We start from the raw sequence: 26335 nt of genomic DNA, 5'->3' as shown, positions 1-26335 counted from the left end.
GGGATTCTGAAGGCTCAGCTGAACAGCCGCCGCGCCGCAGGCGAACCGGCGGCCAGGTCCAGCTGCTCGAGCTGGGCATAGAGCTGCTGCAGCTCGCGGCCGATGGCGTCGAAGGCGTGCAGCGTCACCGTCTGACCCTGGTCGTCGACGACGCTGGCGTCCATCTCGTCGGCCAGCGTCGTGGTCAGACGGTGCCAGGTCGGGAAGGGTTCGAGCCGCGCCTCGGTCTGAGGCACGTCCAGCGTCAGTGTGCAGTCGCGCACCGCGGCGAGCTGGCCGTCCTCGGCCAGCGCGGCCTGTGAATCGAAGCTCAGCACCAGCATCGGCGGCGCGCCGGCTTCCACACCCGGGAGCACCAGCCGCCCGGGAAGAGATCCCGGCACGAAACCGTGGCGCTTGGCGGTCTGCTGCAGATAACCCACCGACCAGGCGACGTGGTTGGAGCGCAGCGTGACCGTCAGCTGCGCGTCCAGCGGGCTGGTCAGGCCATCGAGCTCGCGCGCGCGGGCGACGACCTCCAGCATGTCGGGGAAGTCGGGCATCGCGCCGATGGCTTCGGCGAAGGCCTGCAGCTTCTGCACGAACTCGGAGTACTCGATCTCGTTGAGCGCGCCGCTGCGGCTGGCCAGCTGCACGCCGGCCTGCAGCTCGCCGTAGCGCCGGCCGGCCACCGGCTGCTGCCAGTCGCCGGTCTCGGTGTCCAGGCCCTCGACGTAGAACGGCTTGGTGCCGGCGCGGCGCGACGGCGGCAGGTGCGAGAGCACGAAGTCGCCGGTGACCGGCGACTCCAGCGTCATCGGCACGATGGCGTCGATCAGCGCGTCCAGCCGTGCCGGGCGGCGCGCCGCGGCGGGCGGGTGCGGCGCCGGCGCGGCGTCCAGCGAAGGCTCGTCGCCCGCGTCGCCGGACGCCGGGGCGCTGCCCAGGCCCGGTTCGACGCGGTCGGACGCCGGCGCCGCGGTATCGGGCCGGCGCGGGCCGGCGCGGCGGGTGGAAAGCCAGCCCTGGACGATCAGGGCGAGGAGGACGAGGCCGCCGACGAGGGCGAGTGCCGTGGTGAGGGTCATGCCGCTTCGGCGAAACCGATGGCCGCTTCCATGTCGACGGCGACGATGCGCGAGACGCCCTGCTCCTGCATCGTCACGCCGATCAGCTGTTCGGCCATCTCCATCGCGATCTTGTTGTGGCTGATGAAGAGGAACTGGGTGCCCGCGCTCATCTCGGTGACGAGCTTGCGGTAACGCTCGGTGTTGGCGTCGTCCAGCGGTGCGTCGACCTCGTCGAGCAGGCAGAACGGCGCCGGGTTGAGCTGGAAGATCGCGAACACCAGCGCGATCGCGGTCAGCGCCTTCTCGCCGCCGGACAGCAGGTGGATGGTGCTGTTCTTCTTGCCCGGGGGCTGCGCCATCACCTGCACGCCGGCGTCGAGGATCTCGTCGCCGGTCATCACCAGCCTGGCCTGGCCGCCGCCGAACAGCGACGGGAACATGCGCCCGAAGTGCTCGTTGACCTGGTTGAAGGTGCTGCCCAGCAGGTCGCGCGTCTCCAGGTCGATCTTGCGGATCGCGTCTTCCAGCGTGTTGATGGCGTCGGTCAGGTCGGCCATCTGCGCATCGAGGAAGGTCTTGCGCTCGCGCGAGGCGCTCAGCTCGTCCAGCGCGGCGAGGTTGACGGCGCCCAGCGCCGCGATCTCGCGGTTGATGCGGTCGATCTCGGACTGCAGGCCCCAGAGCTTGACGCTGCCCTGCTCGATGCCGGTGACCAGCGCCTCCAGGTCGACCTCGGCGGCCTGCAGCTGCTCCAGGTACTGCGCGCCGCCGAGCTGTGCCGCCTGCTGCTCGAGCTGCAGCTTGGTGATCTGCTCGCGCAGCGGCGCCATGCCGTGCTCCAGCGACAGGCGCTGCTCGTCGGCGCGGCGCATCTGTGCCGACAGGTCGTCGTAGCGGCTGCGCGCGGCGCCGAGTTCACGTTCACGCTCCAGGCGCAGCGCCAGCGCTTCCTGCAGCCCGGCTTCGGCCGCGGCGTCGTCGAAACCGGCAAGCTCGCCGCGGATCTGCTCGGCGGCCTGCTCGTTGGCCGCGATCTGCGCGCCGGCGGTCTCCAGCGCACGCTGCAGCTCGTCGCGGCGAGCGGCCAGCGAGCGCGCCTGGAAACGTGCTTCCTGCGCCTGGCGCTCCAGCGCACGCTGCTGCTCGCGTGCGTCGGCCAGGCGGCGATCGGCGGCGATGACCTCGTCTTCCAGGTCGGCGTGGCGCTGCTGGGCCTCGCCGAGCTCGACGTCGAGCTCCTCGAAACGTGCTTCGCCGACGGCGCGGCGTTCCTCGATCGATTCCATCTGGGCATCGATCTCGGCCATTTCCTCGCCCAGCTGCTCGCGGCGCTGCAGCGCGGCCTCGGCCTGCTGGCTCAGGCGCAGCAGCTCGACGTGCAGCGCGTGGGCGCGGTTCTGCGCGTCGGCGGCTTCGCGGCGGGCGGCGGACAGCCGGCCGCTGGCCTCGGTGTAGGCGGCTTCCAGGCGCACGGACTGGGTGCGCGTGTCCTCGGCGATCAGGGCCTGGGCGCGCTGCTGGCGGTCCAGGTTCTCGATCTCCTGGGCGCGCGCCAGCAGGCCGGCCTGCTCGGAATCGGGCGCGTAGAAGGCGACGGCGTACTGGCTGACGGCGTGGCCTTCACGCGTCATGACGACCTCGCCGTGCGTCAGCTGGCCGCGTGCGGCCAGCGCCGCGTCCAGCGAGTCGGCGGTGTAGACCCCTTCGAGCCAGTCGCCGAGCAAGGCCTTCAGGCCGGCGTCACCCAGGCGCAGCAGATCGGACAGCCGCGGCAGCGTGGCGTGCGTGCTGGCGATCGCGCCCGAGGGCAGCGCGTAGAAGGCCAGCCTGGACGGCGGCGCGTCGGCGGCGAAGGCGCGCACGGTGTCCAGGCGGCCGACGGCCAGCGCGTTCAGGCGTTCGCGCAGCGCGGCTTCGAGTGCCGTCTCCCAGCCGGGTTCGATGTGCACCTGGCGCCACAGGCCCTGCATGCCGGTGAGGCCGTGGCGCTCCAGCCAGGGCTTGAGCTTGCCTTCGGTCTGCACCTTCTCCTGCAGCGTGCGCAGCGCCTCCAGGCGCGCGGCGATGTCGGCCTGCTTGGCGTTCTCGCGGTTGACGGCGGCCTGCGCGGCGCGGCGCTGTTCGTCCAGCGCCGGCACCTGCTCGGACAGCTCATGCAGCCGGCCCTCGGCCTCCTCGTGGCGCGCGGCGGCGACGGCTTCTTCCTCGCGCAGCGTGTCCAGCCGCGCGGTGTCGGGGGCCTGCAGCTGCTGGCGTTCGCCGGCCAGGCGCTCGCGGCGCGTGCGCAGCTGGCGCGCCTGCTCGTCGAGGTTGCGGCTGTCGGCGGCCAGCACCTGGATCTGCTGCTGCACCTGGGTGACGGCGTTGCGCTGGCGGTTGGCATCGGCCTGGGCGGCGCGCAGGCCGTCTTCCAGCGCCGGCAGCTCCAGCCCCTGGTCCTCGGCCTGGGCGACGAGCACGTCGGCCTCTTCGTCGGCAGCGACGATCTGGCCGGCGATGTCTTCCAGCTCGGCCTCGGCGGCGGTCTGGCGTTCGCGCCAGCCCTCGTTCTGCGCGTCCAGCGCGGCCAGGCGCTGCTCGGCACGCTGGCGGCCGTCGACGACGTAGCGGATGCGTTCCTCGAGCCGGCTCACTTCCAGCGCGGCCTCGGACAGCGAACCCTGGCGCGCGTGCAGCTCGTCGCTGGCTTCGTAATGCGCCTGGCGCAGCTGTTCCAGCTCGGCCTCGACGTGGCGCAGCTCGGCCAGACGCTGCTCGAGCACGTTGGTCGCGGCCAGCACCGCGGTCTTGACGCGTTCTTCCTCGCCGGCGGCGTCGCGCGCCTTCAGGAACCACAGCTGGTGCAGCTTGGTCGTGCCCTCGTCCTGCAGCCGGCGGTAGGCGGTGGCGACCTCGGCCTGCTTCTCCAGCTTCTCGAGGTTGAGGTTCAGCTCGCGCAGGATGTCCTCGACCCGCGTCAGGTTCTCGCGCGTGTCCTTGAGCCGGTTCTCGGTCTCGCGGCGGCGTTCCTTGTACTTGGAGACGCCGGCGGCCTCTTCGAGGAACAGACGCAGCTCCTCGGGGCGGCTCTCGATGATGCGGCTGATCGTGCCCTGGCCGATGATGGCGTAGGCGCGCGGGCCCAGGCCGGTGCCGAGGAACACGTCCTGCACGTCGCGCCGGCGCACCGGCTGGTTGTTGATGAAGTAGCTGGAGGTGCCGTCGCGTGTCAGCACGCGCTTGACGGCGATCTCGCCGAAGGCGTTCCACTGGCCGCCGGCGCGCCCCGAGGCGTTGTCGAAGACGAGTTCGACGCTGGCCCGGCTGGCGGGCTTCCTCTGGCCCGAGCCGTTGAAGATCACGTCCTGCATGGACTCGCCGCGCAGCTCGCTGGCCTTGCTCTCGCCGAGCACCCAGCGCACCGCGTCCATGATGTTGCTCTTGCCGCAGCCGTTCGGCCCGACGACGCCGACACGCTGCCCGGGCAGTTGGAAGGTGGTCGGTTCGGCGAAGGACTTGAAGCCGGCGAGCTTGATCTGGTTCAGTCGCATCGAGGCGGCCGCTGACGGCGGGTCAAAACACGCAAGTGCTTGATCTACATGGCAAAACGCGCTCGACGGGGGAGCGCGCTGGTGGCCGGATGATAGCATCGCGCCCCTTCCCTCCCCCGGCTCCGCCCGCCCGACCCGATGGCCCGCACCCCCGCCCGCCAGCGCACCGCCCCCGCGGTGCCCCCCACCCAGCCCAGCAAGGAGCTGCAGGTCTTCCCGAACCCGGCGCCCGAACGCGACTACGTGATCCGCTTCGACGTGCCCGAGTTCACCTGCCTGTGCCCGCTGACCGGCCAGCCCGACTTCGCGCACTTCACGATCGAGATCGTCGCCGACAAGCTCTGCGTCGAACTGAAGAGCCTGAAGCTCTATTTCTGGAGCTACCGCGACGAAGGCGCGTTCCACGAGAAGGTGACCAACACCATCCTCGAGGACATCGTGAAGGCCATCCAGCCGCGTTTCCTGCGCATCCACGGCAACTGGTTCGTGCGCGGCGGCATCGGCACCCACGTGACCGTCGAGCACCGCGCCAAGGGCTGGAAGCCGGCCGCGCCGGTCGTGCTGCCGGCGCCGCAGGCGTGAACGAGCGCCAGGCGCCGCAGGTCGAGCGCCGGCCCTACCAGAAGTACGCGGTCGACGTCGCCGCCAGCACGATCGACGGCCAAGGCGTCTTTGCCGCCGAGGCCATTCCCGAGCGCGTGAAGATCGGCGAGATCCGCGGCGAGGCGCTGAGCGTCGAGCAGGCGCGCATCCGCGCGACGCGGCACGAACGCATCATGATCGTCGAGCTGTCGCCCAGGCGCGCGATCGACTTCACGCTGTCGACCGACCCGATGCGCTACACCAACCACAGCTGCCGGCCCAACGCCCGGCTGGTGCTGGACAACGGCCGCGTCGAGTTCTTCTCGCTGCGCGCCATCGCCCCGGGCGAGGAGATCACCGTCGACTACGGCGAGACGCACCACGGCGGCACGCTGCCGTGCCGCTGCGGCGCGCCCGGTTGCCGCGGCGCGCTGTAACGGCTGCATGGCCCCCTCTCCCGCGCGCGGGAGAGGGGGCAGGACGGCTCAAACCCTTTCGAAGGCCGCCGCGATGCCCTGGCCGCCGCCGATGCACATCGTCACCAGCGCATAACGGCCGGCTATGCGCTGCAACTCGTAGATCGCCTTGGTGGTGATGACCGCGCCGGTGGCGCCGATCGGGTGGCCCAGCGAGATGCCCGAGCCGTTGGGGTTGACCTTGGCCGGGTCCAGGTCGAGTTCCTTGGACACCGCGCAGGCCTGGGCGGCGAAGGCTTCGTTGGCCTCGATGACGTCGAAGTCGCCGATGCGCAGGCCCGTTCGCGCCAACAGCGCGCGGGTCGCCGGCACCGGGCCGATGCCCATCAGCGCCGGGTCGACGCCGGCGTGGGCGTAGCCGACCAGCCGCGCCAGCGGCTTCAAGCCGTGCGCCTTGACCGCCTCGGCGCTGGCCAGCACCAGCGCGGCCGCGCCGTCGTTGATGCCCGAGGCGTTGCCGGCCGTGACCATGCCGTCCTTCTTGAACGCCGGCTTCATCTTCGTCAGCGTCTCCAGCGTCGTCGCCGGTTTGACGTGTTCGTCGGTGTCGAAGACGACGTCGCCCTTGCGCGTCTGCTGCACCACCGGGACGATCTGCGTACGGAAGTGGCCCGCCTCGATGGCCGCGGTGGCACGGCGCTGGCTCTCGACCGCGAGCGCGTCCATCTGCTCGCGCGTGATGCCGTAGCGCTCGGCGACGTTCTCGGCCGTCAGACCCATGTGGATCTTGTGGAACGGGTCGTTCAGCACCCCGATCATGAAGTCCAGGATCTGGGCGTCGCCCATGCGCGTGCCCCAGCGGGCACCCGGTATCAGGTAGGCGCCGCGCGACATGTTCTCGGCACCGGCACCGACGGCGATCTCGCAGTCGCCCAGCGTGATCGCCTGCGCTGCCGAGATGATGGCCTGCAGCCCCGAGCCGCACAGGCGGCTGACGTTGAAGGCCGGCACCTCGTGCGGCAGCCCGGCGCCGACGGCGGCCACCCGGCTCAGATAGGCATCACGCGGCTCGGTCGGGATCACCGTGCCCATTGCCAGGTGGCCGACGGCGTCGGCCGGTACGCCGCTGCGCTCGAGTGCGGCTTTGACGGCCAGCGTGGCCAGGTCGGCGAGCGGCAAGTCCTTCAGGCTGCCACCGAAGGTGCCGATGGCGGTGCGGGCGGCAGACACGACGAACAGTTCGCGGGGAAGGCTCATGGGGGTCTCCTGGCTCTGGCGGACGTTGGGTGCGTGCAGTCCGGCACGCTCGGCTGTGCGGTCCATTGTGGCGGCCGGTGGCGACAAGTCCCTCCGGGATAATCCGCGCCATGAATCCCTTGCTCGCGCGCCTGAACCCCTATCCCTTCGAGCGTTGGCGCGAGTTGACGCGCGGCCTGGTGCCCAACCCGGCGTTGCGGCCGGTCAACCTGGGCATCGGCGAGCCCAAACACCCGGCGCCGGCCTTGCTCGAAGAAGCGCTGGTGGCCAACCTGAAGTCGCTGGCCGCCTACCCGGCGACCGCCGGCGAGCCGGCGCTGCGCGAAGCCTGCGCCGCCTGGCTGGGCCGGCGTTACGGCATCACGGTCGACGCGGCGAGCCAGGTGCTGCCGGTGCTGGGCTCGCGCGAGGCGCTGTTCTCGTTCGCACAGACGGTGATCGACCCGACACGCGAGAACGCCACCGTCGTCTGCCCCAACCCGTTCTATCAGATCTACGAAGGCGCGGCGCTGCTGGCGGGCGCGCGCACGGCGTTTGCGCCCAGCGACCCGGCGCGCAACTTCGCCGCCGACTGGTCGGCGATCGACGACGCGACCTGGGCCGCGACGCAGCTGCTCTACGTCTGCTCGCCGGGCAACCCGACCGGCGCGGTGATGCCGCTGGACGAGTGGGCGCGGTTGTTCGAGCTGTCCGACCGCCACGGCTTCGTCATCGCCAGCGACGAGTGCTACTCCGAGATCTATTTCCGCGACGAAGCGCCGCTGGGCGGGCTGGAGGCGGCGGCGAAACTCGGCCGCAGCGACTTCCGCAACCTCGTCGCCTTCACCAGCTTGTCCAAACGCAGCAACGTGCCGGGGCTGCGCTCGGGTTTCGTCGCCGGCGACGCCGCACTGCTGAAGGCTTTCCTGCTCTACCGCACCTACCACGGCAGCGCGATGAGCCCGCTGGTGCAGCGCGCCAGCGTCGCCGCCTGGAACGACGAGACCCACGTCGTCGCCAACCGCGAGGCCTACCGGCAGAAGTTCGCCGCCGTCACACCGCGCCTGGCCGGCGTGCTGGACGTCGCGCTGCCGGACGCCGGCTTCTATCTCTGGGCGGCCGTCCCCGGCGGCGACGACGTCGCCTACGCCCAGGGCCTGCTCGCTCAATACAATGTGACCGTCCTGCCCGGCAGCCTGCTGGCGCGCAGTGCGCAGGGCCGCAACCCCGGCGCCGGCCGCGTCCGCATGGCGCTCGTCGCCCCGCTCGAGGAATGCCTCGAAGCCGCCGAGCGCATCGTTTCCTACACCGAAAGCCTCACACGATGACGACCCAGCTCCAAGCCACCATCGACCTCGCCTGGGAACGGCGTGCCGAGATCAACGCCGTCAACGCCCCCGAGGTGCGCGACGCCGTCGAGCACGTGATCGACGAACTCGACGCCGGCCGCCTGCGCGTGGCCGAACGCCAGGCCGTCGGCCAGTGGACCGTCAACCAGTGGGTCAAGAAGGCGGTGCTGTTGTCCTTCCGCCTGAACGACAACCGCCTGATGCAGGCCGGCGAGCTGAGCTTCTTCGACAAGGTGCAGACCAAGTACGGCGGCGCCGACGCCGAGGCCCTGCGTGCCACCGGCGTGCGCGTCGTGCCGCCGGCGGTGGCGCGCCGCGGCAGCTTCCAGGCGAAGAACGTCGTGCTGATGCCCAGCTACGTGAACATCGGTGCCTACGTCGACGAAGGCACGATGGTCGACACCTGGGCCACGGTCGGCTCCTGCGCGCAGATCGGCAAGAACGTGCACCTGTCGGGCGGCGTCGGCATCGGCGGCGTGCTCGAGCCGCTGCAGGCCAACCCGACGATCATCGAGGACAACTGCTTCATCGGTGCACGCTCGGAAGTCGTCGAAGGCGTGATCGTCGAGGAGAACTCGGTGATCTCGATGGGCGTGTTCATCAGCCAGAGCACCAAGATCTACAACCGCATGACCGGCGAGATCAGCTACGGCCGCGTGCCGGCGGGCTCGGTGGTCGTCAGCGGCTCGCTGCCGGCGGCCGACGGCAGCCACAGCCTGTACTGCGCGGTGATCGTCAAGCAGGTCACGGCCGCCACCCGCGCCAAGACCAGCATCAACGACCTCCTGCGGGCCTGAGCCGCAGCGGGATCGACGAAAGGATCGGCATGTCGGGCAACATGGAACGGGTCCTCCGCCTGATGGCGGAGAAGAACGCCTCCGACGTCTACCTGTCGGCGAACACGCCGATCCTGATCAAGATCCACGGCCAGATCCTGCAGCTGTCGGATCAGCTGCTGAGCCCGACGCAGACGCGCCAGCTGCTCGCCGAGCTGCTGACGCCGCACCAGCTCGAGGAGCTGGACGACACCGGCGAGCTCAACGTCGGCATCGGCATCCCGCGGGTCGGCAGCTTCCGGCTGTCGGCCTTCAAGCAGCGCGGCACCGTCGCCGCGGTCTTCCGCTGCATCCCGCACCAGATCCCGGCGCTGGACTCGCTGGGCCTGCCGACTATCCTGTCGCAGCTGGTGGTCGAGAAACGCGGCCTGATCCTGATGGTCGGCGCCACCGGCACGGGCAAGAGCACGACGCTGGCGTCGATGCTGGAGTGGCGCAACCAGCAGGTCACCGGCCACGTGCTGACGATCGAGGACCCGATCGAGTTCCTGTTCTCGAACAAGAAGTCGATCGTCAACCAGCGCGAGGTCGGCCGCGACACGCAGAGCCTGCAGATCGCGCTGAAGAACGCGCTGCGCCAGGCGCCCGACTGCATCATGATCGGCGAGATCCGCGACCGCGAGACGATGACCGCGGCGACCTCGTACGCGCTGTCGGGCCACCTGGTGCTGGCGACGCTGCACGCCAACAACAGCTACCACGCGCTGGGCCGCATCCTGTCGTTCTACACGCCGGAAGCCCGGCCGACGCTGCTGTCGGACCTGGCCTCCGGGCTGCGCGCGGTGATCTCGCAGCGCCTGCTGCGTGCCACCACCGGCGGGCGTGTACCGGCCGTCGAGGTGCTGCTCAACACCAAGCTCGTCTCCGAGCTGATCGAGAAGGGCGACCTCGCCGGCGTCAAGGAAGCGGTCGAGAAGTCCCTGGCCGAGGGCTCGATGACCTTCGAGCAGGACCTGGCGCGCCTGATCAACGAAGGCGTCATCACGCGCGAGGAAGGCCTGGCCTACGCCGACTCGCCGACCAACCTGCTGTGGCGGCTGCAGAACGAGCCCGCCGGCGGCGCCACCGCCAAGGCCCCGCCGCCCAAGCCGGCCGACGAGATGGAACCGGCGAGCTTCACCGAGATCACGATCGACGTGCGCCCCGAGGACGGCCGCAGCAGCGGCGGCGCCCCCCTGGAGCGTGCGATGAGCGACGCGCTTCGTCTGGCCGAGCAGCTGATCGCTCGGCGTTCGGTCACCCCCGAAGACGCCGGCTGCCAGGCGCTGATCGCCTCGCGCCTGATGGCGCTGGGTTTCGAGTGCGAAACGCTGGTCTGCGGCCCGGAGAACTTCCGCGTCACCAACCTGCTGGCGCGCCGCGCCGGCGGCCTGCCGGGCCCGGTGCTGGCCTTCGCCGGCCACACCGACGTCGTGCCGACCGGCCCGCTGGAGCGCTGGACGAGCGATCCCTTCGTGCCCAGCCACCGCGACGGCCGGCTCTACGGCCGCGGCGCCGCCGACATGAAGAGCTCGCTGGCGGCGATGGTCGTCGCCGTCGAGGAGTTCGTCGCCGCGCACCCGCGCCACGCCGGCGCGATCGCCTTCCTGCTGACCAGCGACGAAGAGGGCCCGTCGGTCGACGGCACCGTGCGCCTGGTCGAGCGGCTGCAGCAACGCGGCGAGCGCCTGGACGCCTGCATCGTCGGCGAGCCGACTTCGGTCTCGCGGCTGGGCGACATGGTCAAGAACGGCCGCCGCGGATCGCTGTCGGGCCGGCTGACCGTCATCGGCAAGCAGGGCCACATCGCCTACCCGCAACTGGCGAAGAACCCGATCCACGCCTTCGCGCCGGCGCTGGCCGAGCTGGCGGCGACACGCTGGGACGAGGGCAACGCCTTCTTCCCGCCGACGAGCTGGCAGGTCAGCAACCTGCACGGCGGCACCGGGGCGAGCAACGTCATCCCGGGCGAACTCGTCGTCGACTTCAACTTCCGCTTCAGCACCGAGTCCACGCCCGAGTCGCTGCAGGCGCGTGTCGACGAGGTGCTGGCGCGCCACGGCGTCGAGCACCGGCTGGAGTGGACGCTCTCCGGCCGCCCCTTCCTGACGACGCCCGGCCCGCTGATCGACGCCTTGGGCGCGGCCATCGCCGCCGAATGCGGCGTCGAACCCGAGCTCAGCACCACCGGCGGCACCTCCGACGGGCGTTTCATCGCCGCGATCTGCCCGCAGGTCGTCGAGTTCGGGCCGCTCAACGCCACCATCCACCAGATCGACGAACACGTCGACGCGGCCTCGGTCCAGACGCTGAAGAACGTCTACCGCGGCACGCTGCAACGCTATCTCCGATGACCCTGATCGAGCTGATCGAGACCTCCAGCGCCCGCCTCGCCGAGGCGGGCGTTTCGTTTGGGCACGGCACCACCAACGCTTTCGACGAAGCCGCCTGGCTCGTGCTGTGGAAGCTGGGCCTGCCGCTGGACACGCTGGATGAACACGCCGCGCGTGAACTGTCGGCGGCTGACGTCGCCGCCTGCGAGACGCTGCTGGCCGAACGCATCGCCACGCGCAAGCCCGCCGCCTACCTGACCGGCGAGGCCTGGCTGCAAGGCGTGCCCTTCACCGTCGACGAGCGCGTCATCGTGCCGCGTTCGCTGATCGCCGAGCCCCTGGCCGACGGCACGATCGACGCCTGGCTCTCCGACCGCACGCGGCGCGTGCTGGACCTGTGCACCGGCAACGGCAGCCTCGCGGTGCTGGCGGCGATGGCCTGGCCCGAGGTCCAGGTCGACGCCAGCGACCTCAGCGCCGACGCGCTGGCGGTCGCCGCGCTGAACGTCGAGCGCCACGGCCTGCAGTCGCGCATCCGCCTGCGCCAGGGCGACGGCCTGGCGGCCGCCGACGGCGTCTACGACCTCGTGCTCTGCAACCCGCCTTACGTCAACCGGAGGTCGATGCAGGCCTTGCCGCCCGAGTACCGCGCCGAGCCGGCGCTGGCGCTGGACGGTGGCGACGACGGCATGGACTTCGTGCGTGCGCTGCTGGCCGCGCTGCCGGCACATCTGTCGCCGCACGCCGTGCTGGTGCTGGAGATCGGCCACGAGCGCGCGCATTTCGAGGCCGCGTTCCCGCGCCTCGAAGCCGTCTGGCTGGAAACCAGCGCCGGCGAGGACCAGGTGCTGCTGCTGACCGCGCAGGCGCTGGAGGCCGGCCTGTGATCACGCTGCGCAACATCACGCTGCGCCGCGGCGTCAAGGTCGTGCTGCAGAACGCCAACCTGGTGCTGCAGCCGGGCGAGAAGGTCGGCCTGATCGGCCGCAACGGCGCCGGCAAGTCCAGCCTGTTCTCGCTCTTGACCAACCGGCTGCAGGCCGACACCGGCGACGTCGAGATCCCGCCGCGCTGGCGCCTGGGCGAGGTGGCCCAGAACATGCCCGAGACCGACGACGGTGCGACCGACTTCGTGCTCCAGGGCGACATCCCGCTGGTCGAGGCGCAGACCGCGCTGACCGCGGCCGAAGCCTCGGGCGACGGCCACGCGATCGCCGAAGCCCACATGCGGCTCGACGAAGCCGGCGCCTTCGACGCGCGCTCGCGCGCCCAGGCGCTGCTGCTGGGCCTGGGGTTCCGCAGCGACCAGCTCGACGCGCCGGTCAACAGCTTCTCCGGCGGCTGGCGCATGCGGCTGCAGCTGGCGCGCGCGCTGATGTGCCCGGCCGACCTGCTGCTGCTCGACGAACCGACCAACCACCTGGACCTGGACGCGCTGGTCTGGCTCGAAGCCTGGCTCAAGCGCTTCGACGGCCTGATGGTCGTCATCAGCCACGACCGCGAGTTCCTCGACGCGATCACCCGCGTCACCGTCCACCTCGACGACTGCACGCTGACGCGCTACGGCGGCAACTACAGCACCTTCGAGGAGATGCGTGCCGAGCGCATGAGCCAGCAGCAGGCGGCGTTCGCCAAGCAGCAGGAGAAGATCGCGCACCTGCAGCGTTTCATCGACCGCTTCAAGGCGAAGGCGACGAAGGCCAAGCAGGCGCAGAGCCGGGTCAAGGCGCTGGCGCGCATGGAGAAGCTGGCGCCGGTGCTGACCGCCAGCGACTTCGAGTTCGAGTTCCGCGAACCGGCCAGCCTGCCGAACCCGATGCTGTCGCTCGACGGCCTGGTCTGCGGCTACGGCCGCATCCCGATCGTCCAGAAGGTCAGCCGCTCGGTGCTCGCCGGCCAGCGCATCGGCATCCTCGGCGCCAACGGCCAGGGCAAGTCGACGCTGGTGAAGACCATCGCCCGCGCGCTGCCGCCGCTGGCCGGCACGATGACCGAGGGCAAGGGCCTGGTCATCGGCTACTTCGCCCAGCAGGAGCTGGACGTGCTGTCGCTGGACGACGGCCCGCTGATGCACATGGTGCGGCTGGCGCGCGACGTCGGCCCGGCGGCACGCGAGCAGGAGCTGCGCGACTTCCTCGGCCGCTTCCGCTTCACCGGCGACATGGTCACGCAGGCCGTCGGTTCGCTGTCCGGTGGCGAGAAGGCGCGCCTGGTGCTGGCGATGCTGGTCTGGCAGCGCCCCAACCTGCTGCTGCTCGACGAACCGACCAACCACCTGGACCTGACGACGCGCGAGGCGCTGTCGATCGCGCTCAACGAGTTCGAAGGCACGGTGATGCTGGTCAGCCACGACCGCGCGCTGCTGCGCGAGACCTGCGACGAGTTCTGGCTCGTCAGCCGCGGCGGTGTCGAGCCCTTCGACGGCGACCTCGACGACTACCAGCGCTGGCTGCTGGAGGTGTCGCGTGCCACGGCGCGTGGCCAGGAGCCGCCACCGCCGCCGCGGCCGGCGGCTTTTGTGCCGGCGACACCGGTCGAGAGCAAGGCCGCGCCGCCGGCGCGTCCGGCACCGCAGGCCGCCGGTGACCGCCGCGAAGACCGCAAGCAGGCCGCGCACGCGCGCCAGGCGCTGGCCAACCGTACCCGCCCGCTGCGCAACGAGCTGGCGCAGATCGACACCCGGCTGGAGAAGCTGGCCGCAGAACGCGCCGCGCTCGAGGCCCAGCTCGCTAGCGGCACGATGTCCGGCGCCGAGATCGCCGAAGCCGGCCGCCGCCTGAACCATGCCGCGGCCGAGACCGGCCTGCTCGAGGAGCGCTGGCTCGAGCTGCAGACCGAGATCGAGGCGCTTCAAGCCGATAACTGAGTTCGATGCCGGCGCTGCCGGCTTCAACCCTTCGGCCGGTCGGCGTATCAAGTTGTGCGCAACCGAGTTGCGTGCAACTGGCTACAGTGCGCCGCATGGCCTCGCCCGACGCCCCCGCCCTGCTGCCGCTGGAACGCCAGCTCTGCTTCGCGCTGTACGCGGGCTCGCTGGCGATGACGCGGCTGTACCGGCCGCTGCTCGAGCCGCTGGGCCTGACCTACCCGCAGTACCTCGTGATGCTGGTGCTGTGGCACGAAGGCCGGCAGACGGTGTCGGGCATCGGCGAACGCCTGGACCTGGAGTCCGGCACGCTGACGCCGCTGCTGCGCCGGCTTGAACGCGCCGGCCTCGTGCGCCGCGAGCGCGACGCGGCCGACCAGCGCCGCGTGCACGTCGAACCCACCGACGCCGGCCGGGCACTGCAAGCCCAGGCCGTCGAACTGCAAGGCCGGCTGCTCGCCGGTGTCGACTGCGACGCCGCCGAACTCGCCGCGCTCGTCGAGCGTGTGCAGGCCCTGCGACAGCGCATCAACGAATCCCTTCCCCGCGCGGCCTGAGGCCGCCCTTCACGACGCCACTGCAAGGAGACATTCCATGGCCATCGAAAAAGCGCTCTACACCGCCCGCGGCACCGCCACCGGCGGCCGCACCGGCACCGCCAAGTCCGACGACGGCCGGCTGAACATCCAGCTGTCGACGCCCAAGGCGCTGGGCGGCGACGACGGCGCCGGCACCAACCCCGAGCAACTCTTCGCCGCGGGCTACGCCGCCTGCTTCATCGGCGCCCTGAAGGCTGTCGGCGCCCGCCACAAGAAGGCGATTCCCGCCGACGTGTCGATCCACGCCGAAGTCTCGATCGGACCGCACGCCGGCAAGCCGGGCGCGTTCGGCATCGCCGTTGCGCTGACGGTCTCGCTGCCGGGCTTCGAGAAGGCCGAAGCCGAGGCGCTGGTCGCCGAGGCGCACGAGGTCTGCCCGTACTCCAACGCGACGCGCGGCAACGTCGACGTCGCGCTCGCCGTCGCCTGACGGCGGTTCAGGCGCGGCGCGCCAGCAGGTCCAGCATCAGCTCGATGCGGGCCTGCGCCGGTGTCGCCGCGCCGTAGTGCGGCAAGGCGCCGTCGGTCGTGCCGACGACGCCGCCCGCCAGGCAGCGCGAGGCGCGCACGACGGCCACCCCGGCCGCCAGCGCCCGCGCCGCCGCTTCGCGCAGCGCCGTGTGCACCGTGCCGTTGCCGGTGCCGGCGATCACCAGGCCGTGCACCCCGTCGGCCACCAGCGCATCGACGATGCGCCCGCTGGCGCCGGCATGGCTGGTGACGATCTCGACTCGCGGCCATTGCGCCGGCGGCACTTCGCCGACCGGCGCGCGATGCAGTTCGGGCACCGGCCAGTCGCGCAGCCGGCGCAAGGCGCCGTCCTCGACGAGCGCCAAGGCCCCGGCGTCACCCGCCGAAAAGGCGTCGAGCTGCCAGCCGTGCAGCTTGCGCAGTTCTTCCCCTGCGTACACCTTGCCCCCGAAAGCGACCAGCACGCCGCGGGCGCCGGGCTCACGCGCCAGGCGCACGGCGTCGAGCAGGTTCTGCGGGCCGTCGGGCGACGGCGCGCTGGCCGGGCGCATCGCCGCGGTCAGCACCACCGGCTTGGGCGCGGCCAGCGTGCGGTGCAGGAACCAGGCGGTCTCCTCCAGCGTGTCGGTGCCGTGCGTGACGACGACGCCGGCGACCTCGGGCCGCGCCAGCCGTGACTGCAGCTCGCGGCGCAGCAGCGCCCAGGTCGCGTGGTCCATGTCGCAGCTGTCCAGCCGCGCCAGCGTCCAGGTCTCCAGCGCCTCGCCGGCCAGCGCCGGCACCGCGGCGGTGAGCTGCTCGGCCGACAGCGCGCCGGCGTCGTAGCCGACGAGATCGTCGCCGCGCGCCGCCGTGCCGGCGATCGTGCCGCCGGTGGCGACCAGCGCGACGACAGGCGATTCGCTTTGCATTCCGTGGTCCTCTGGATGAAAATACAGTGATCTGGATGAATCTCCAGTCTCAAAGACCGGATCACGCGATGGACGACAGCCCCAAGCTCACGCCGCGACAGCAGCAGATCCTCGACCTCGTGCAAAGCGCGATCGAGCGCACCGGCGCCCCGCCCACCCGGGCCGAGATCGCCGCCGAGCTGGGCTTCCGTTCGGCCAACGCGGCCGAGGAGCACCTGCAGGCGCTCGCCCGCAAAGGCGTCATCGAACTCGTCGGCAACACCTCGCGTGGCATCCGGCTGAAGTCTGACACACTGCGTGCGCTGGCCGAGGCGCGCCTGTCGCAGCACGGCAAGCAGTTCAGCCTGCCGCTGCCCAGCCTGGCGCAGCTGACGCTGCCGCTCGTGGGCCGGGTCGCCGCCGGCAGCCCGATCCTGGCGCAGGAGCACATCGACCAGAGCTACGTCGTCGAGGCCTCGCTGTTCCAGCGCAAGCCCGACTACCTGCTCAAGGTGCGCGGCATGAGCATGCGCGACGCCGGCATCATGGACGGCGACCTGCTCGCGGTGCAGAAGGCGCACGAAGCCAAGAACGGCCAGATCGTCGTCGCGCGCCTGGGCGACGACGTCACCGTCAAACGTTTCCGCCGCACCAAGGCCGCGATCGAGCTGATCCCGGAGAACCCCGACTTCCAGACCATCGTCGTGCCGCTGGAAGGCAGCGACCAGGGTTTCGAGCTCGAAGGCATCGCGGTCGGGCTGATCCGCAACACGATGCTGATGTGAGTCTGATGGACACGCCGTACGCCCGCCGCACGCTGCCCTCAGCGCCCCCGCCCAGGGCGCGGCCGGAGCCGGCGCCGCGTGCGCCCAAGGCTCCCCGGCCGCTGAAGGCTCGTTCGGCCGACGAGTGCGAAGTGCTCGAGCAACTGCCCAACATCGGCCCGTCGATCGCCAGCGACCTGCGCCAGCTGGGCATCCATCACCCGCGCGAACTGGCCGAGCGCGACGCGCTGGCCTTGTACCGCGCGCTCTGCGAGGCCAGCGGCAAGCGCCAGGATCCTTGCGTGCTCGACACCTTCATGTCCGCCGTCGACTTCATGCGCGGCGCCGAGCCGCGCCCCTGGTGGACCTACACCGCCGAACGCAAGGCGGTCTACGGCACGGTCTGAGCACCGGCCGTTGACGCGGCGGCCGCGCAGCCGCCGCGGCACTTTCTCCTCTTGAACCATCGCCTCGGCTGTCGCTGGCAGCCGGGCACTCGGCCGCTGCCCGGGTGATGAACGACCCATGAACTGACCCGCTTCGGGGCCTTTGTTCGGGCCTTAACGCGTTGCCCGGCTCACCACAATGCGCTTAAGCCGTGCCATCCGTGGCCGATATCACGTTCATGACCAGTTCCAGCATGTCACCCTACAGCGTCTCCCGACACGCCGACACCGTCGGCTTCGGCCGCGTGCCGGTGCCGCCGCCGTCGCTGCGCACCGCGCCGACGGCCGCCTGGGACCGGTTCGTCTTCTGGCTCACCGCGCCGGCCGCGCTGGACGCGGCCCCGCCGCTGAGCCAGCTCCCGGTGGCCCGCCAGGCCTTCGTCGACGCCCTGCTGGACCTGCAGGGCCGCGAGGTGCATCAGCTCGCCGAACGCATCCAGCAGGCCCGCACGCTGCGTGAACTCTGGCACTTGCGCGCCGAGATCTACCGAGTCGTCGCGCTCCACCACAGCCAGTCCGAAGCCGAGCATCGCCTGGCCGGGCTGAACCAGTATTTTCCGAAGCGCGGCCGTTCGCGCCTGATGCCGCTGTGAACCGCCCATCCCTGCACGCCGTCGAGCGTCCGCGCCTGCCGGTGCACCCGGTGGTCGGCGCCATCGGGCTGGCCGGCCCGCGCCTGGCGCGGCTGACCGCACGCCGCGCCTTCGTCACCACGAAACACGACTTCCTGGTCGCCGCCGAAGAACTGGACGGCTCCCAAGGCGACTGGATCCGGCGCCAGATCCGCGCCGCCGAGCAGCCTTCGGACCTGTGGCTGCTGCGCGGCACGGTGTTCGCCGCGCTGGGCTCGGTCGGCAAGCCGGAACTGGTGCCGCTGTTGCGCGGCAGCCTGGCGACGCTGTTTCCCTACGGCCAGCCCGAGACCGACTTCCTCTGCACGACCGGCCTGCCGCGCTGAGCGCGCTCAGCCGCGCACGCGTTCGCGGAAGGTCTTGCGGAACTTCTCGACCTTCGGCGCGATGACCCAGGCGCAGTAGCCCTGCTGCGGGTGCTGCGCGAAGTAGTGCTGGTGGTAGGCCTCTGCCGGCCAGTAGTTGTCTTCGCGCGCGAGCTCGGTGACGACACGCCCGCCCAGCGCCCGGTCGGCCTCGGCGTGCACTTCGCGCACCACCGCTTCCTGCTCCGGCGTGTGCCAGTAGATCGCCGAGCGGTACTGCGGGCCGACGTCGTTGCCCTGGCGGTCGCGCGTCGTCGGATCGTGCACGGTGAAGAAGATCTCCAGGATCTCGCGCAGCGGGATGCGCTCGTCGTCGAAACGCACGCGCACGACCTCGGCGTGGCCGGTGCGCCCTTCGCAGACCTGCTCGTAGCTCGGCTGGCGCAGCTGGCCGTTGCTGTAACCCGACTCGACGCCGAGCACGCCGTCGACCAGTTCGTACACCGCCTCGACGCACCAGAAGCAGCCACCGCCCAGCGTGATCGTCTGCACCGCCATCTTTGCAAGCTCCTTGTCGCCGCCGTGACGGGCCGCCACGGCCCGGTCCTTACACTGCGGGCTGGATTATCCGGAGACGAGGACACATGCAGCGCTTCCAGTGGGATGACCCTTTTCTGCTCGACCAGCAACTCGCCGAGGACGAACGTGCGGTGCGCGACGCGGCGCGCGACTACTGTCAGGACAAGCTCCAGCCGCGCGTGCTGAGCGCGGCGCGCGAGGAACGTTTCGACCGCGAGATCATGTCCGAGATGGGTGCGCTGGGCCTGCTCGGCTGCACCATCGATGGCTATGGCTGCGCCGGCCTGAACCACGTCAGCTACGGGCTGGTGGCGCGTGAGGTCGAGCGTGTCGACTCGGGCTACCGCAGCGCGATGAGCGTGCAGAGCTCGCTCGTCATGCACCCGATCCACGCCTACGGCAGCGAGGAACAGCGGCAGAAGTACCTGCCCAGGCTCGCAACCGGCGAGTGGATCGGCTGCTTCGGCCTGACCGAACCCGACCACGGCAGCGACCCGGCGAGCATGGCCACCCGCGCCCGCCCGGTCGACGGCGGCTACGTGCTCAGCGGCGCCAAGATGTGGATCACCAACAGCCCGATCGCCGACGTCTTCGTCGTCTGGGCCAAGGAGACCGACGCCGAAGGCCGTGCCGGCGGCCAGGAGGCGATCCGCGGCTACATCCTCGACAAGGGCATGAAGGGCCTCACGGCGCCGAAGATCGAAGGCAAGATGAGCTTGCGCGCCTCGATCACCGGCGAGATCGTGATGGACCAGGTCTTCGTGCCGGCCGAGAACAAGCTGCCCGGCGTCGCCGGCCTCAAGGGCCCGTTCGGCTGCCTGAACAAGGCGCGCTACGGCATCGCCTGGGGCGCGCTGGGCGCGGCCGAGTTCTGCTGGCACGCCGCACGCCGCTACACGCTGGAGCGCAAGCAGTTCGGCCGGCCGCTGGCGCAGAACCAGCTGATCCAGAAGAAGCTCGCCGACATGCAGACCGAGATCACGCTGGGCCTTCAGGGCTGCCTGCGCGTCGGCCGGCTGATCGACGAAGGCCAGGCGGCACCGGAGATGATCAGCCTGATCAAGCGCAACAGCTGCGGCAAGGCGCTGGACATCGCCCGTATGGCGCGCGACATGCACGGCGGCAACGGCATCCACGACGAGTTCCACGTCATCCGCCACATGATCAACCTCGAGACGGTGAACACCTACGAGGGCACACACGACGTGCATGCGCTGATCCTGGGCCGCGCGCAGACGGGGCTGCAGGCCTTCTTCTGAGTCAGCGGCGGACGTGGATGCCCAGGCCCGACTCGCCCGGCGCGAGCTCGGGCCGCAGTTCCAGCTCCGGGATGCGGTAGTCGCCGAAGTTCTGGCGCCGAAAGGCGATCGGCTCGGTGGTCCACAGCGCGTCCAGGCGCTCGCCCAGAGCTTCGCTGGCACGCGCGAAGCCGGCCTCGTCAATGCGGCCGCTGCGGTAGATCACATGCGGCGGCAGCACCTCGAAGCCTGGGTAGAACAGGATGCCGTGCTGGATCGGGAACAGCAGGTCGTCGATCGGCCCGTTGATGCCACGCGGCGCGTAGTGCGAAGCCCAGCCGCCGGTCGTCACGACCAGCATCGCGCGTTTGCCGGCCAGCGTGCCTTCGCCGTAGCGGTCGCCCCAGTGGCTGTCCGAGTGCTCGCCGACGCCGTAGGCAAAACCGCAGGCGTAGACCCGGTCGACCCAGCCCTTGAGGATCGCCGGCATCGAGAACCACCACAGCGGGAACTGCAGGATCACGGCGTCGGCCCAGCGCAGCCTAGCCTGCTCGGCTTCGATGTCGGCGCTCTGGCTGCCGGTGTCGAACGCACGCTTGGAGTTGGCCGAGGCGTCGAAACGCGCGCCGGGCGGGTGGGCGCGGTCGTCGTCGGCGTCGAGCGCCGCTTTCCAGCGCATCGCGTACAGGTCGGAGACCTGGACTTCGTGGCCGGCGCTCTGCAGGCGCTGCACGGCGAAATCCTTCAGCGCGCCGTTCAGCGAACGCGGCTCGGGGTGGGCGTAGACGATCAGGACTTTCATGCGTCGTTTTCCATCGGAGGATGCGACGCACGATAGGCAGGCCGGGCGTATATTGGAAATGAATTGCAATGACGCCTGGTATAGCCATGGAAGATAGCCTGAGGCGTTTGGACCTGAACCTGCTGGTCACGCTCGACGCCCTGCTCGCCGAGCACAACGTGACACGCGCCGCCGCGCGCCTGCATCTGTCGCAGCCGGCGGTCAGCGTGCAGCTCGCCAAGCTGCGCGAGGCCTTTGCCGACCCGCTGCTGCTGCCCGGCCCACGCGGCATGCGTCCCACGGCACGCGCACAGGAGCTGCGTGTGCCGCTGCACGCGGCGCTGGCCGCGCTCGGCCAGGCGATCGCGCCTTCGGCGGCCTTCGACCCGGCGCACGCCACGAACACCTGGCGCGTCGCGGCCACCGACTACGGCGCCTCGACGATCGTGCTGCCGGCGCTGGCCCGGCTGCGCGCCGCGGCGCCGGGCACGCGTCTCGCGGTGCTGGAACTGAAGCCGCCGGCGCTCGCGCGCCAGCTGGAACAAGGTGAACTCGATCTCGCCTTCCACGCCGCCGAACTGGCGCCGCCCGAGTTGCGCCGCCGGCCGCTGTTCCACGAACGTTACGTGCTCGTCGCCCGCGCCGGCCACCCGGCGCTGAAGCAGCGCCCGACGCTGGCCGAGTTCTGCGCTCTGGAGCACGCGATCGTCTCGCCCGACGGCGGCGGCTTCCTGGGCGCGACCGACCAGGTTCTGGCCGCCCGAGGGCTGGTCCGGCGCGTCGTGCTGTCGGTGCCGCACTTCCTGTTCCTGGAAGCCGCGCTGGCGGCCAGCGACCTGGTGGCGATGCTGCCGGCGCGCCAGGTGCGGCCGGGCGGCACGCTGCAGGTCGCCGAGCCGCCGGTCGAGCTGCCGGGTTTCGAGATGCTGATGCTCTGGCACGAGCGCCTGCACCGCGACCCGGCGCATCACTGGTTGCGTGAGCAGGTCGCCATCGCGGTGGCGGCCGACTAGGGCATCTCCAGAGACAGCTCGACCTTCGGCGTCCAGCCGGCCTGCCCTTCGGCGGCGTCGAGCCTGGGCGCGGCGAGGAACAGGCGTTCGGCGGGCAGACCGCGTGCGACCAGCGCCTCGCGCACCGCGACGCCGCGGCGCAGCGCCAGGTCACGCGCGAGGTCGGCGTCGACCGTCACCGCGGCCTTCAGCCGCGTCTCCATCTCCGCGGGCGGGATGTCCTTGGCCAGGCCGATCAGGCTGCGCGGTTTGTCCGGCAGCCGCGTGTCGGCGTAGAGCCGGCGCAGAGTGCGTTCGCGCTCCTCGGGGGCCGGCGCAGCGGCACCGGGGCCGACGCCGCGCGAACGGGCCCGTTCGCGCGCCTGCTCGCTGCGCAAACGCTCTTCCAGCGCCGCGGCCTGGATCGCGTCGTGTTCGGCCTGCGCGTCGGCGGCGCCGGCCACCGTGGTCTGCAGCGCCGGGCGGTCCTTCAGCGCCTGGGCGATGCGGTCCAGCGCGGTCTCGGCCGACGGTGCCAGCGTCGCCGTGCCGGGCAGGAACTCGACGGCGCCGGTCTCGTCGCCGCCGCCGCCGGAGAGCAGCGCGAAAGGCGAGGTCACGGCCTTGACCAGCAGGTTGCCGATGACCTTCAGCACCAGTCCGAAGACGCTGAACTCGGGGTCGTTGATCGAGCCGCTGATCGGCAGGTCGACGTCGATGACGCCGTTGCGGTCGGCCAGCAGCGCCAGCGCCAGGCGCACCGGCAGCTGGGTGGCCACGGGGCTGTCGACCGGGTCGCCGAAAGCCAGCTGGTTCAGCACGATGCGGTTGCGGGCCTCGAGCCGACCGTCGGCGTCGACACGGTAGGCGACATCCATGCCGAGCTTGCCGCGTTCGATCGCATAACCGGCGTACTTGCCGGCGTAGGGCGACAGTGGCGCCAGCTCCAGCCCGCTGGCCTTGGCGGCGATGTCCAGCGCCAGCGGGTCGGCCGTCGGGTTCAGCGCACCCCGCACCTCCAGCGCCGCGGTGTCGGCGGCGCGGCCGGTGATCTCCAGCGTCGCCATCTCGCGGGTGCCCGAGCGCAGCCGGCCGAGGCGGCCGTTCAGCTCGCTCAGCGAGGCCGAGTAGTTGGGCTGGATGAAACGGTCGCGGAAGTCGACACGGCCGTCGACGAACTCGATGCCGGCGATGTCCAGCTCCAGCGGCGCCGACGGCGCGGCGGCCGGGGCGCTGGCCGCCGCGGCCGGCGGCGGCGAGTCGCCGCCTCGCACGTCCTGCAGGTTCAACCGGCCCTGCGGCGTGACGACCAGGCGCGAGAAGAACCGCGACAGCCGCACCGGACCGGTGGCCAGCCGCGTCGGCTCGCCCGGCGCCATCGACGCCGCCAGCGACTCGACGCGCAGCGATTGCCAGGCCAGCAGTTCGTCGCCCGCCTCGTCGTCGTCGTCGCGCGCCAGCACACGCAGGTCGGCCAGCATCGCATTGCCGCGCAGCGACAGCGCCGGGCCGGCGTCCAGCAGGCGGAACTCGGTGTCGCCACGCCAGCCGAGCTCGGCTCGGCGCACCAGTACCGGCAGGCGCTCGCGCCAGTAGGGCTCGGCCACCTGCAGCGGCAGCCGTGCGAGGCTGACCCGGCCGCGCCAGGCCAGCGGCTGCAACACCAGCGTGCCCTGGGCCTGCAGCCGGCCCGGTGGCGCCGCCGGCGTGCCCGGCGCGTGGTCGGGCACGAGGTTCAGCGACAGTTCCAGCGAGGCCGGGCGTTTGCCCGCCGGCCATTGCAGCTCACCGGCTTTCAGCGTCAGCGCCTGCAGGCCGAAACCGACCGGCGCCGGAGTCGCGGCGTCGGCCAGATGCAGCGAACCGTCGGTGACCGACAGCGCCTTCAGCGCCGCCTGCCAGGCGGGGCCGGCGCCGGACGTCGGTGCGGGTGCGGGTGCGGGTGCGGGTGCGGCCGGTTTCAGCATGGCCAGCAGGTTCCATCGGCCTGCCGCGTCGCGCGACAGGTCGAGCTGCGGTCGATCGAGGGTGAGCGTGTCGACCACGAGCCGGCGCCCGACGAGGTCGGCGCTGACGCCGCCCAGCGTCAACGCCGCCAGTCGCTGGCGGCCCCAGCGCAGGTCCTCGAGCGCCGCGTGCGGCAGCGTCAGCGCAAGTCGCCCCGGCTCTCCCGCCGCCCAGGCGAGTTCGGCGCGACCGTTCAGCCGCCCGCTGGGCGTCTCGGCCAGCACCGTGCGCAGATAGGGCGCGCCGGCGGCCAGCTCCAGCGCGTCGAACTCGACGCCGAGCGCCGCCGCGGCGAGGCCCGCCTGGCCGTCGAGCTTCAGGCGACCGAGCACCGCGCCTCGGTCGACCGGCGCGGCCAGCACCAGGCGGGCCGAGACCGGCGCCGTCCTGGCCGGCTCGGTGCTCGCCAGGCGGCCGATCTGCAGCGACAGCTCGCGCGCCTCCAGCGCCGCGGCAGGCTGGACCGACGCGTCGTCCCAGCGCAGCGTCGACGTCCGCACTTCGGCGCCACCCAGACTCCAGCGCCAGGCCGGGCCGGCCGGCTCCTGGGCCGGGGCGCTGAACGCGGCCAGCTCCAGCCGGCCCGCACGGTCGCGACGCAGGTTCAGCACCGCGGACTCCAGCGTCACCGAGCGCAGGGCGGCGAGCTGTTCGAGCGGACGCACTTCGTCGGCCACGACGGCCAGCGTCTTCCAGGCCACCAGCGGCTCGCCGTCGGGGCGCCGCAGCGCGATGCTGGACAGCCTGACGTCGCCGCTCAGCACGAGCTGCGCAGGGCGCCCCGGCGGCTGGGCGAAACGCAGGTCGACGCTGCCCGAGAGCACCCCGCCCTGCCCGCGCAGCGGCAGCGACCGCGGCAGGTAGGGCCACAGGCCGTCCAGCGACAGCGCCGGCAGCTCCAGCTTCAGCGTGCTCTCGCGGTCGGCGGCGAAGGGGCGTGTGCGGCCCGCCAGACGCAGCGCGCTGCCGTCCAGCCGCAGCGACAGGCTGGGCTCGACGTGCAGCTCGACCTGCTCGGGCACGTTGGAGACGAAGGGCAGCCCGGCCTCGATCATGTCCAGCGTGTGGCGACGGCCCTCGGGGCGGTCGTCGAAGTCCAGGCGGCCGCCCTGCACGCGCAGGTTGTAGAGCGCGAAACGCGCCGGCGCCGCCCCGGGAGGCGCCGGCGCGGTGAAGCGCGCGACCAGGTCGTCGACGTCGTAGCGTCCCGGGCCGGTGCGCGCCAGGCGCAGTGTCGGCGCATCCAGTTCCAGCGCCTCGACGACCGGCAGGCCGGCGAACAGCGAGCGCAGCGACAGGTTCACCGCGACGCGTTCCACGCGCGCCTGCGGGCTGCGCTCGGTGTCATCGGCGGCAGCGTCGAGCACCAGGCCGCGCAGTTCCAGCGTCAGCGTCAGCGGCGAGAAGGCGACCTGCTCGACGTGCAGGCCACGGCCCAGCAGCGCTGCGCCGTGCTCCTCGATCTGGGTGCGCACGACACGCGGCACCACGATCCACGCCACCAGGGCCACCAGGACCGCCACCCCCGCCAGGATGGCCGCGATGCGCAACCCCCGGCTCCCCGTCGTCGTTCTCGTCTGTCTCGCAGGCATCCGGCGATGATGCCGCAGGCACACGCCGCCACAATGCCGCCCTGCCCCCCCGATCCGACCGCATGAACGACCTCCTGCTGACCCTCGGCATCGAGTCCTGGAAGCCGGCACTGTCGACGCTGCTGCTGCCGCCGCTGCCGCTCCTGCTGCTGATCCTCGTCGGCGCGCTGATGCTGCGCCGGCGTGCGCTGGGCTGGCTGCCGCTGCTGGCAGGCCTGGGCGGGCTCTGGGCGCTGTCGACCCCGGCGGCCGGCCAATGGCTGACGATTCAGCTGACGGATCCGCCGGCGCCGCTGTCGGCGCGCCAGCTGCAGGCGCTGCGCGACGCGCCGCACACCGCCATCGTGGTGCTCGGGGCCGGACGCCAGCCGCACGCGCCCGAGTACGACGGCCCGGTGCTCAAGCCGCTGGCCGCGGAACGACTTCGTTACGGCCTGTGGCTGGCGCGCCGCACCGGGCTGCCGCTGGCGTTCAGCGGCGGGCTGGGCCATGGCGCAGAGCCCGGGCCGAGCGAAGCCGACGCCGCCGCGCTGGCAGCTCGCGAGGCGGGCCAGCCGCTGCGCTGGGCCGAAGGCCGGTCGCGTGACACCGGCGAGAACGCACGCTACACGCTGGAGATGCTGCGGCCCGCGGGCATCGAACGAATCGTGCTCGTCACGCAGGGCTTCCACATGCGGCGCGCGCTGGGCGCCTTCGAACGCGCCGCTGCCCGAGAAGGCCGGGTGATCGAACTCGTCCCCGCCCCCACCGGAGCGAGGCCCTCGGGAAAGCTCCGGCCAGGCGACTTCGTCCCGGGCCCGGAAGGCTTGCGCCAGAGCTGGCTGGCGCTGCACGAATGGCTCGGGCGCCTGGCGGGCGCCTGA

The 26335-nt window shown here is 71.6% G+C and carries 23 protein-coding genes and 1 pseudogene; 17 read left to right on the top strand and 7 right to left on the bottom strand.

The window, feature by feature from the left end; translation table 11 throughout:
- Positions 1 to 14 precede the first annotated feature (14 nt).
- On the bottom strand, positions 15 to 1067 hold the full coding sequence (locus tag EV684_RS03380; protein ID WP_132644809.1) for a cell division protein FtsZ: 1053 nt from the start codon (positions 1065 to 1067) through the stop codon (positions 15 to 17).
- Positions 1064 to 4579, bottom strand: a complete 3516-nt coding sequence (smc, locus tag EV684_RS03375; RefSeq protein WP_132644808.1) for a chromosome segregation protein SMC — start codon at positions 4577 to 4579, stop codon at positions 1064 to 1066. The genes EV684_RS03380 and smc overlap by 4 nt, the downstream gene beginning before the upstream one ends.
- 138 nt (positions 4580 to 4717) lie before the next feature.
- On the opposite strand from smc, the gene queF reads away from it, so the two are divergent.
- Both queF and EV684_RS03365 read left to right on the top strand, forming a co-directional pair.
- Complete coding sequence (gene queF, locus EV684_RS03370) at positions 4718 to 5161, top strand: preQ(1) synthase (protein ID WP_132644807.1); 444 nt, start codon at positions 4718 to 4720, stop codon at positions 5159 to 5161.
- On the top strand, positions 5158 to 5598 hold the full coding sequence (locus EV684_RS03365) for an SET domain-containing protein (RefSeq protein ID WP_132644806.1): 441 nt from the start codon (positions 5158 to 5160) through the stop codon (positions 5596 to 5598). Before queF ends, EV684_RS03365 begins: the two co-directional genes overlap by 4 nt.
- Before the next feature lie 48 nt (positions 5599 to 5646).
- Here the strand turns inward: EV684_RS03365 and EV684_RS03360 are convergent, their stop codons facing one another.
- Positions 5647 to 6834: an acetyl-CoA C-acyltransferase family protein gene (locus tag EV684_RS03360; protein ID WP_132644805.1), complete on the bottom strand. Its 1188-nt coding sequence runs from the start codon at positions 6832 to 6834 to the stop codon at positions 5647 to 5649.
- Between the two features lie 110 nt (positions 6835 to 6944).
- Here EV684_RS03360 and dapC point away from each other — a divergent pair, with 110 nt between their 5' ends.
- The 8 genes and pseudogenes from dapC to EV684_RS03320 all read left to right on the top strand — a co-directional run bounded on the left by dapC (position 6945) and on the right by EV684_RS03320 (position 15205).
- Positions 6945 to 8141 (top strand): succinyldiaminopimelate transaminase, encoded by a 1197-nt coding sequence (dapC, locus tag EV684_RS03355; protein ID WP_132644804.1) that lies wholly within the window; start codon positions 6945 to 6947, stop codon positions 8139 to 8141.
- Positions 8138 to 8959 (top strand): 2,3,4,5-tetrahydropyridine-2,6-dicarboxylate N-succinyltransferase, encoded by an 822-nt coding sequence (gene dapD, locus EV684_RS03350; RefSeq protein ID WP_132644803.1) that lies wholly within the window; start codon positions 8138 to 8140, stop codon positions 8957 to 8959. Before dapC ends, dapD begins: the two co-directional genes overlap by 4 nt.
- 29 nt (positions 8960 to 8988) lie before the next feature.
- Positions 8989 to 9960, top strand: a pseudogene (locus EV684_RS03345) (PilT/PilU family type 4a pilus ATPase); the annotation flags it as partial.
- 225 nt (positions 9961 to 10185) lie between these two features.
- Entirely contained in the window at positions 10186 to 11331 is a 1146-nt protein-coding gene (dapE, locus tag EV684_RS03340) for a succinyl-diaminopimelate desuccinylase (RefSeq protein WP_132645198.1), read from the top strand.
- A complete protein-coding gene (gene prmB / locus EV684_RS03335; protein ID WP_132644802.1) occupies positions 11328 to 12197 on the top strand; it encodes a 50S ribosomal protein L3 N(5)-glutamine methyltransferase in 870 nt (289 codons plus the stop codon). The genes dapE and prmB overlap by 4 nt, the downstream gene beginning before the upstream one ends.
- A complete protein-coding gene (locus EV684_RS03330) occupies positions 12194 to 14176 on the top strand; it encodes an ABC-F family ATP-binding cassette domain-containing protein (RefSeq protein ID WP_132644801.1) in 1983 nt (660 codons plus the stop codon). Before prmB ends, EV684_RS03330 begins: the two co-directional genes overlap by 4 nt.
- Positions 14177 to 14271: 95 nt before the next feature.
- Positions 14272 to 14733: a MarR family winged helix-turn-helix transcriptional regulator gene (locus EV684_RS03325; RefSeq protein ID WP_132644800.1), complete on the top strand. Its 462-nt coding sequence runs from the start codon at positions 14272 to 14274 to the stop codon at positions 14731 to 14733.
- Positions 14734 to 14770: 37 nt separating this feature from the next.
- On the top strand, positions 14771 to 15205 hold the full coding sequence (locus tag EV684_RS03320) for an Ohr family peroxiredoxin (protein ID WP_132644799.1): 435 nt from the start codon (positions 14771 to 14773) through the stop codon (positions 15203 to 15205).
- A 7-nt stretch (positions 15206 to 15212) separates the two neighbouring features.
- Here the strand turns inward: EV684_RS03320 and EV684_RS03315 are convergent, their stop codons facing one another.
- The gene (locus EV684_RS03315) at positions 15213 to 16157 is read right to left on the bottom strand and encodes an asparaginase (protein WP_132644798.1); all 945 of its coding nucleotides are present in this window, start codon (positions 16155 to 16157) and stop codon (positions 15213 to 15215) included.
- Positions 16158 to 16225: 68 nt separating this feature from the next.
- On the opposite strand from EV684_RS03315, the gene lexA reads away from it, so the two are divergent.
- From lexA to EV684_RS03295, 4 genes are all read left to right on the top strand, one after another.
- Positions 16226 to 16921, top strand: a complete 696-nt coding sequence (gene lexA / locus EV684_RS03310; RefSeq protein WP_132644797.1) for a transcriptional repressor LexA — start codon at positions 16226 to 16228, stop codon at positions 16919 to 16921.
- A gap of 5 nt (positions 16922 to 16926) precedes the next feature.
- On the top strand, positions 16927 to 17307 hold the full coding sequence (locus EV684_RS03305) for a helix-hairpin-helix domain-containing protein (RefSeq protein WP_207184622.1): 381 nt from the start codon (positions 16927 to 16929) through the stop codon (positions 17305 to 17307).
- Between the two features lie 218 nt (positions 17308 to 17525).
- On the top strand, positions 17526 to 17939 hold the full coding sequence (locus EV684_RS03300; RefSeq protein ID WP_242478691.1) for a hypothetical protein: 414 nt from the start codon (positions 17526 to 17528) through the stop codon (positions 17937 to 17939).
- Positions 17936 to 18304, top strand: a complete 369-nt coding sequence (locus tag EV684_RS03295; RefSeq protein WP_132644795.1) for a hypothetical protein — start codon at positions 17936 to 17938, stop codon at positions 18302 to 18304. Before EV684_RS03300 ends, EV684_RS03295 begins: the two co-directional genes overlap by 4 nt.
- A gap of 6 nt (positions 18305 to 18310) precedes the next feature.
- Here the strand turns inward: EV684_RS03295 and msrA are convergent, their stop codons facing one another.
- A complete protein-coding gene (msrA, locus tag EV684_RS03290; protein ID WP_132645196.1) occupies positions 18311 to 18841 on the bottom strand; it encodes a peptide-methionine (S)-S-oxide reductase MsrA in 531 nt (176 codons plus the stop codon).
- 86 nt (positions 18842 to 18927) lie between these two features.
- On the opposite strand from msrA, the gene EV684_RS03285 reads away from it, so the two are divergent.
- Complete coding sequence (locus EV684_RS03285; protein ID WP_132644794.1) at positions 18928 to 20121, top strand: acyl-CoA dehydrogenase; 1194 nt, start codon at positions 18928 to 18930, stop codon at positions 20119 to 20121.
- 1 nt (position 20122) lies between these two features.
- Here EV684_RS03285 and EV684_RS03280 read toward each other — a convergent pair whose 3' ends face one another.
- A complete protein-coding gene (locus EV684_RS03280; protein ID WP_132644793.1) occupies positions 20123 to 20902 on the bottom strand; it encodes an NAD(P)H-dependent oxidoreductase in 780 nt (259 codons plus the stop codon).
- A gap of 86 nt (positions 20903 to 20988) precedes the next feature.
- Here EV684_RS03280 and EV684_RS03275 point away from each other — a divergent pair, with 86 nt between their 5' ends.
- Positions 20989 to 21894, top strand: coding sequence for a LysR family transcriptional regulator (locus tag EV684_RS03275; protein WP_132644792.1), 906 nt, complete (start codon positions 20989 to 20991; stop codon positions 21892 to 21894).
- On the opposite strand, the gene EV684_RS03270 is transcribed toward EV684_RS03275, so the two are convergent.
- Positions 21891 to 25430, bottom strand: coding sequence for a DUF748 domain-containing protein (locus EV684_RS03270; RefSeq protein WP_242478690.1), 3540 nt, complete (start codon positions 25428 to 25430; stop codon positions 21891 to 21893). The genes EV684_RS03275 and EV684_RS03270 overlap by 4 nt on opposite strands.
- A 104-nt stretch (positions 25431 to 25534) precedes the next feature.
- Here EV684_RS03270 and EV684_RS03265 point away from each other — a divergent pair, with 104 nt between their 5' ends.
- Positions 25535 to 26335, top strand: coding sequence for a YdcF family protein (locus tag EV684_RS03265; RefSeq protein ID WP_132644790.1), 801 nt, complete (start codon positions 25535 to 25537; stop codon positions 26333 to 26335).

Origin of the sequence: Rubrivivax gelatinosus, from assembly GCF_004340905.1 — a bacterium.
Taxonomy (GTDB): Bacteria; Pseudomonadota; Gammaproteobacteria; order Burkholderiales; family Burkholderiaceae_C; genus Rubrivivax; species Rubrivivax gelatinosus.
Note: the sequence above shows the minus strand (reverse complement) of the source record. Positions and strands in the feature narration are given on the sequence as shown.

Coding starts and splice junctions, on each gene's coding strand:
- EV684_RS03380 (WP_132644809.1), bottom strand. CDS start 1,067: ATGACCCTCACCACGGCACTCGCCCTCGTCGGCGGCCTCGTCCTCCTC.
- EV684_RS03280 (WP_132644793.1), bottom strand. CDS start 20,902: ATGAAAGTCCTGATCGTCTACGCCCACCCCGAGCCGCGTTCGCTGAAC.
- EV684_RS03320 (WP_132644799.1), top strand. CDS start 14,771: ATGGCCATCGAAAAAGCGCTCTACACCGCCCGCGGCACCGCCACCGGC.
- EV684_RS03305 (WP_207184622.1), top strand. CDS start 16,927: ATGGACACGCCGTACGCCCGCCGCACGCTGCCCTCAGCGCCCCCGCCC.
- EV684_RS03285 (WP_132644794.1), top strand. CDS start 18,928: ATGCAGCGCTTCCAGTGGGATGACCCTTTTCTGCTCGACCAGCAACTC.
- EV684_RS03300 (WP_242478691.1), top strand. CDS start 17,526: ATGACCAGTTCCAGCATGTCACCCTACAGCGTCTCCCGACACGCCGAC.
- msrA (WP_132645196.1), bottom strand. CDS start 18,841: ATGGCGGTGCAGACGATCACGCTGGGCGGTGGCTGCTTCTGGTGCGTC.
- EV684_RS03265 (WP_132644790.1), top strand. CDS start 25,535: ATGAACGACCTCCTGCTGACCCTCGGCATCGAGTCCTGGAAGCCGGCA.
- prmB (WP_132644802.1), top strand. CDS start 11,328: ATGACCCTGATCGAGCTGATCGAGACCTCCAGCGCCCGCCTCGCCGAG.
- dapD (WP_132644803.1), top strand. CDS start 8,138: ATGACGACCCAGCTCCAAGCCACCATCGACCTCGCCTGGGAACGGCGT.
- EV684_RS03360 (WP_132644805.1), bottom strand. CDS start 6,834: ATGAGCCTTCCCCGCGAACTGTTCGTCGTGTCTGCCGCCCGCACCGCC.
- EV684_RS03315 (WP_132644798.1), bottom strand. CDS start 16,157: ATGCAAAGCGAATCGCCTGTCGTCGCGCTGGTCGCCACCGGCGGCACG.
- EV684_RS03325 (WP_132644800.1), top strand. CDS start 14,272: ATGGCCTCGCCCGACGCCCCCGCCCTGCTGCCGCTGGAACGCCAGCTC.
- dapC (WP_132644804.1), top strand. CDS start 6,945: ATGAATCCCTTGCTCGCGCGCCTGAACCCCTATCCCTTCGAGCGTTGG.
- EV684_RS03275 (WP_132644792.1), top strand. CDS start 20,989: ATGGAAGATAGCCTGAGGCGTTTGGACCTGAACCTGCTGGTCACGCTC.
- dapE (WP_132645198.1), top strand. CDS start 10,186: ATGAGCGACGCGCTTCGTCTGGCCGAGCAGCTGATCGCTCGGCGTTCG.
- queF (WP_132644807.1), top strand. CDS start 4,718: ATGGCCCGCACCCCCGCCCGCCAGCGCACCGCCCCCGCGGTGCCCCCC.
- smc (WP_132644808.1), bottom strand. CDS start 4,579: ATGCGACTGAACCAGATCAAGCTCGCCGGCTTCAAGTCCTTCGCCGAA.
- lexA (WP_132644797.1), top strand. CDS start 16,226: ATGGACGACAGCCCCAAGCTCACGCCGCGACAGCAGCAGATCCTCGAC.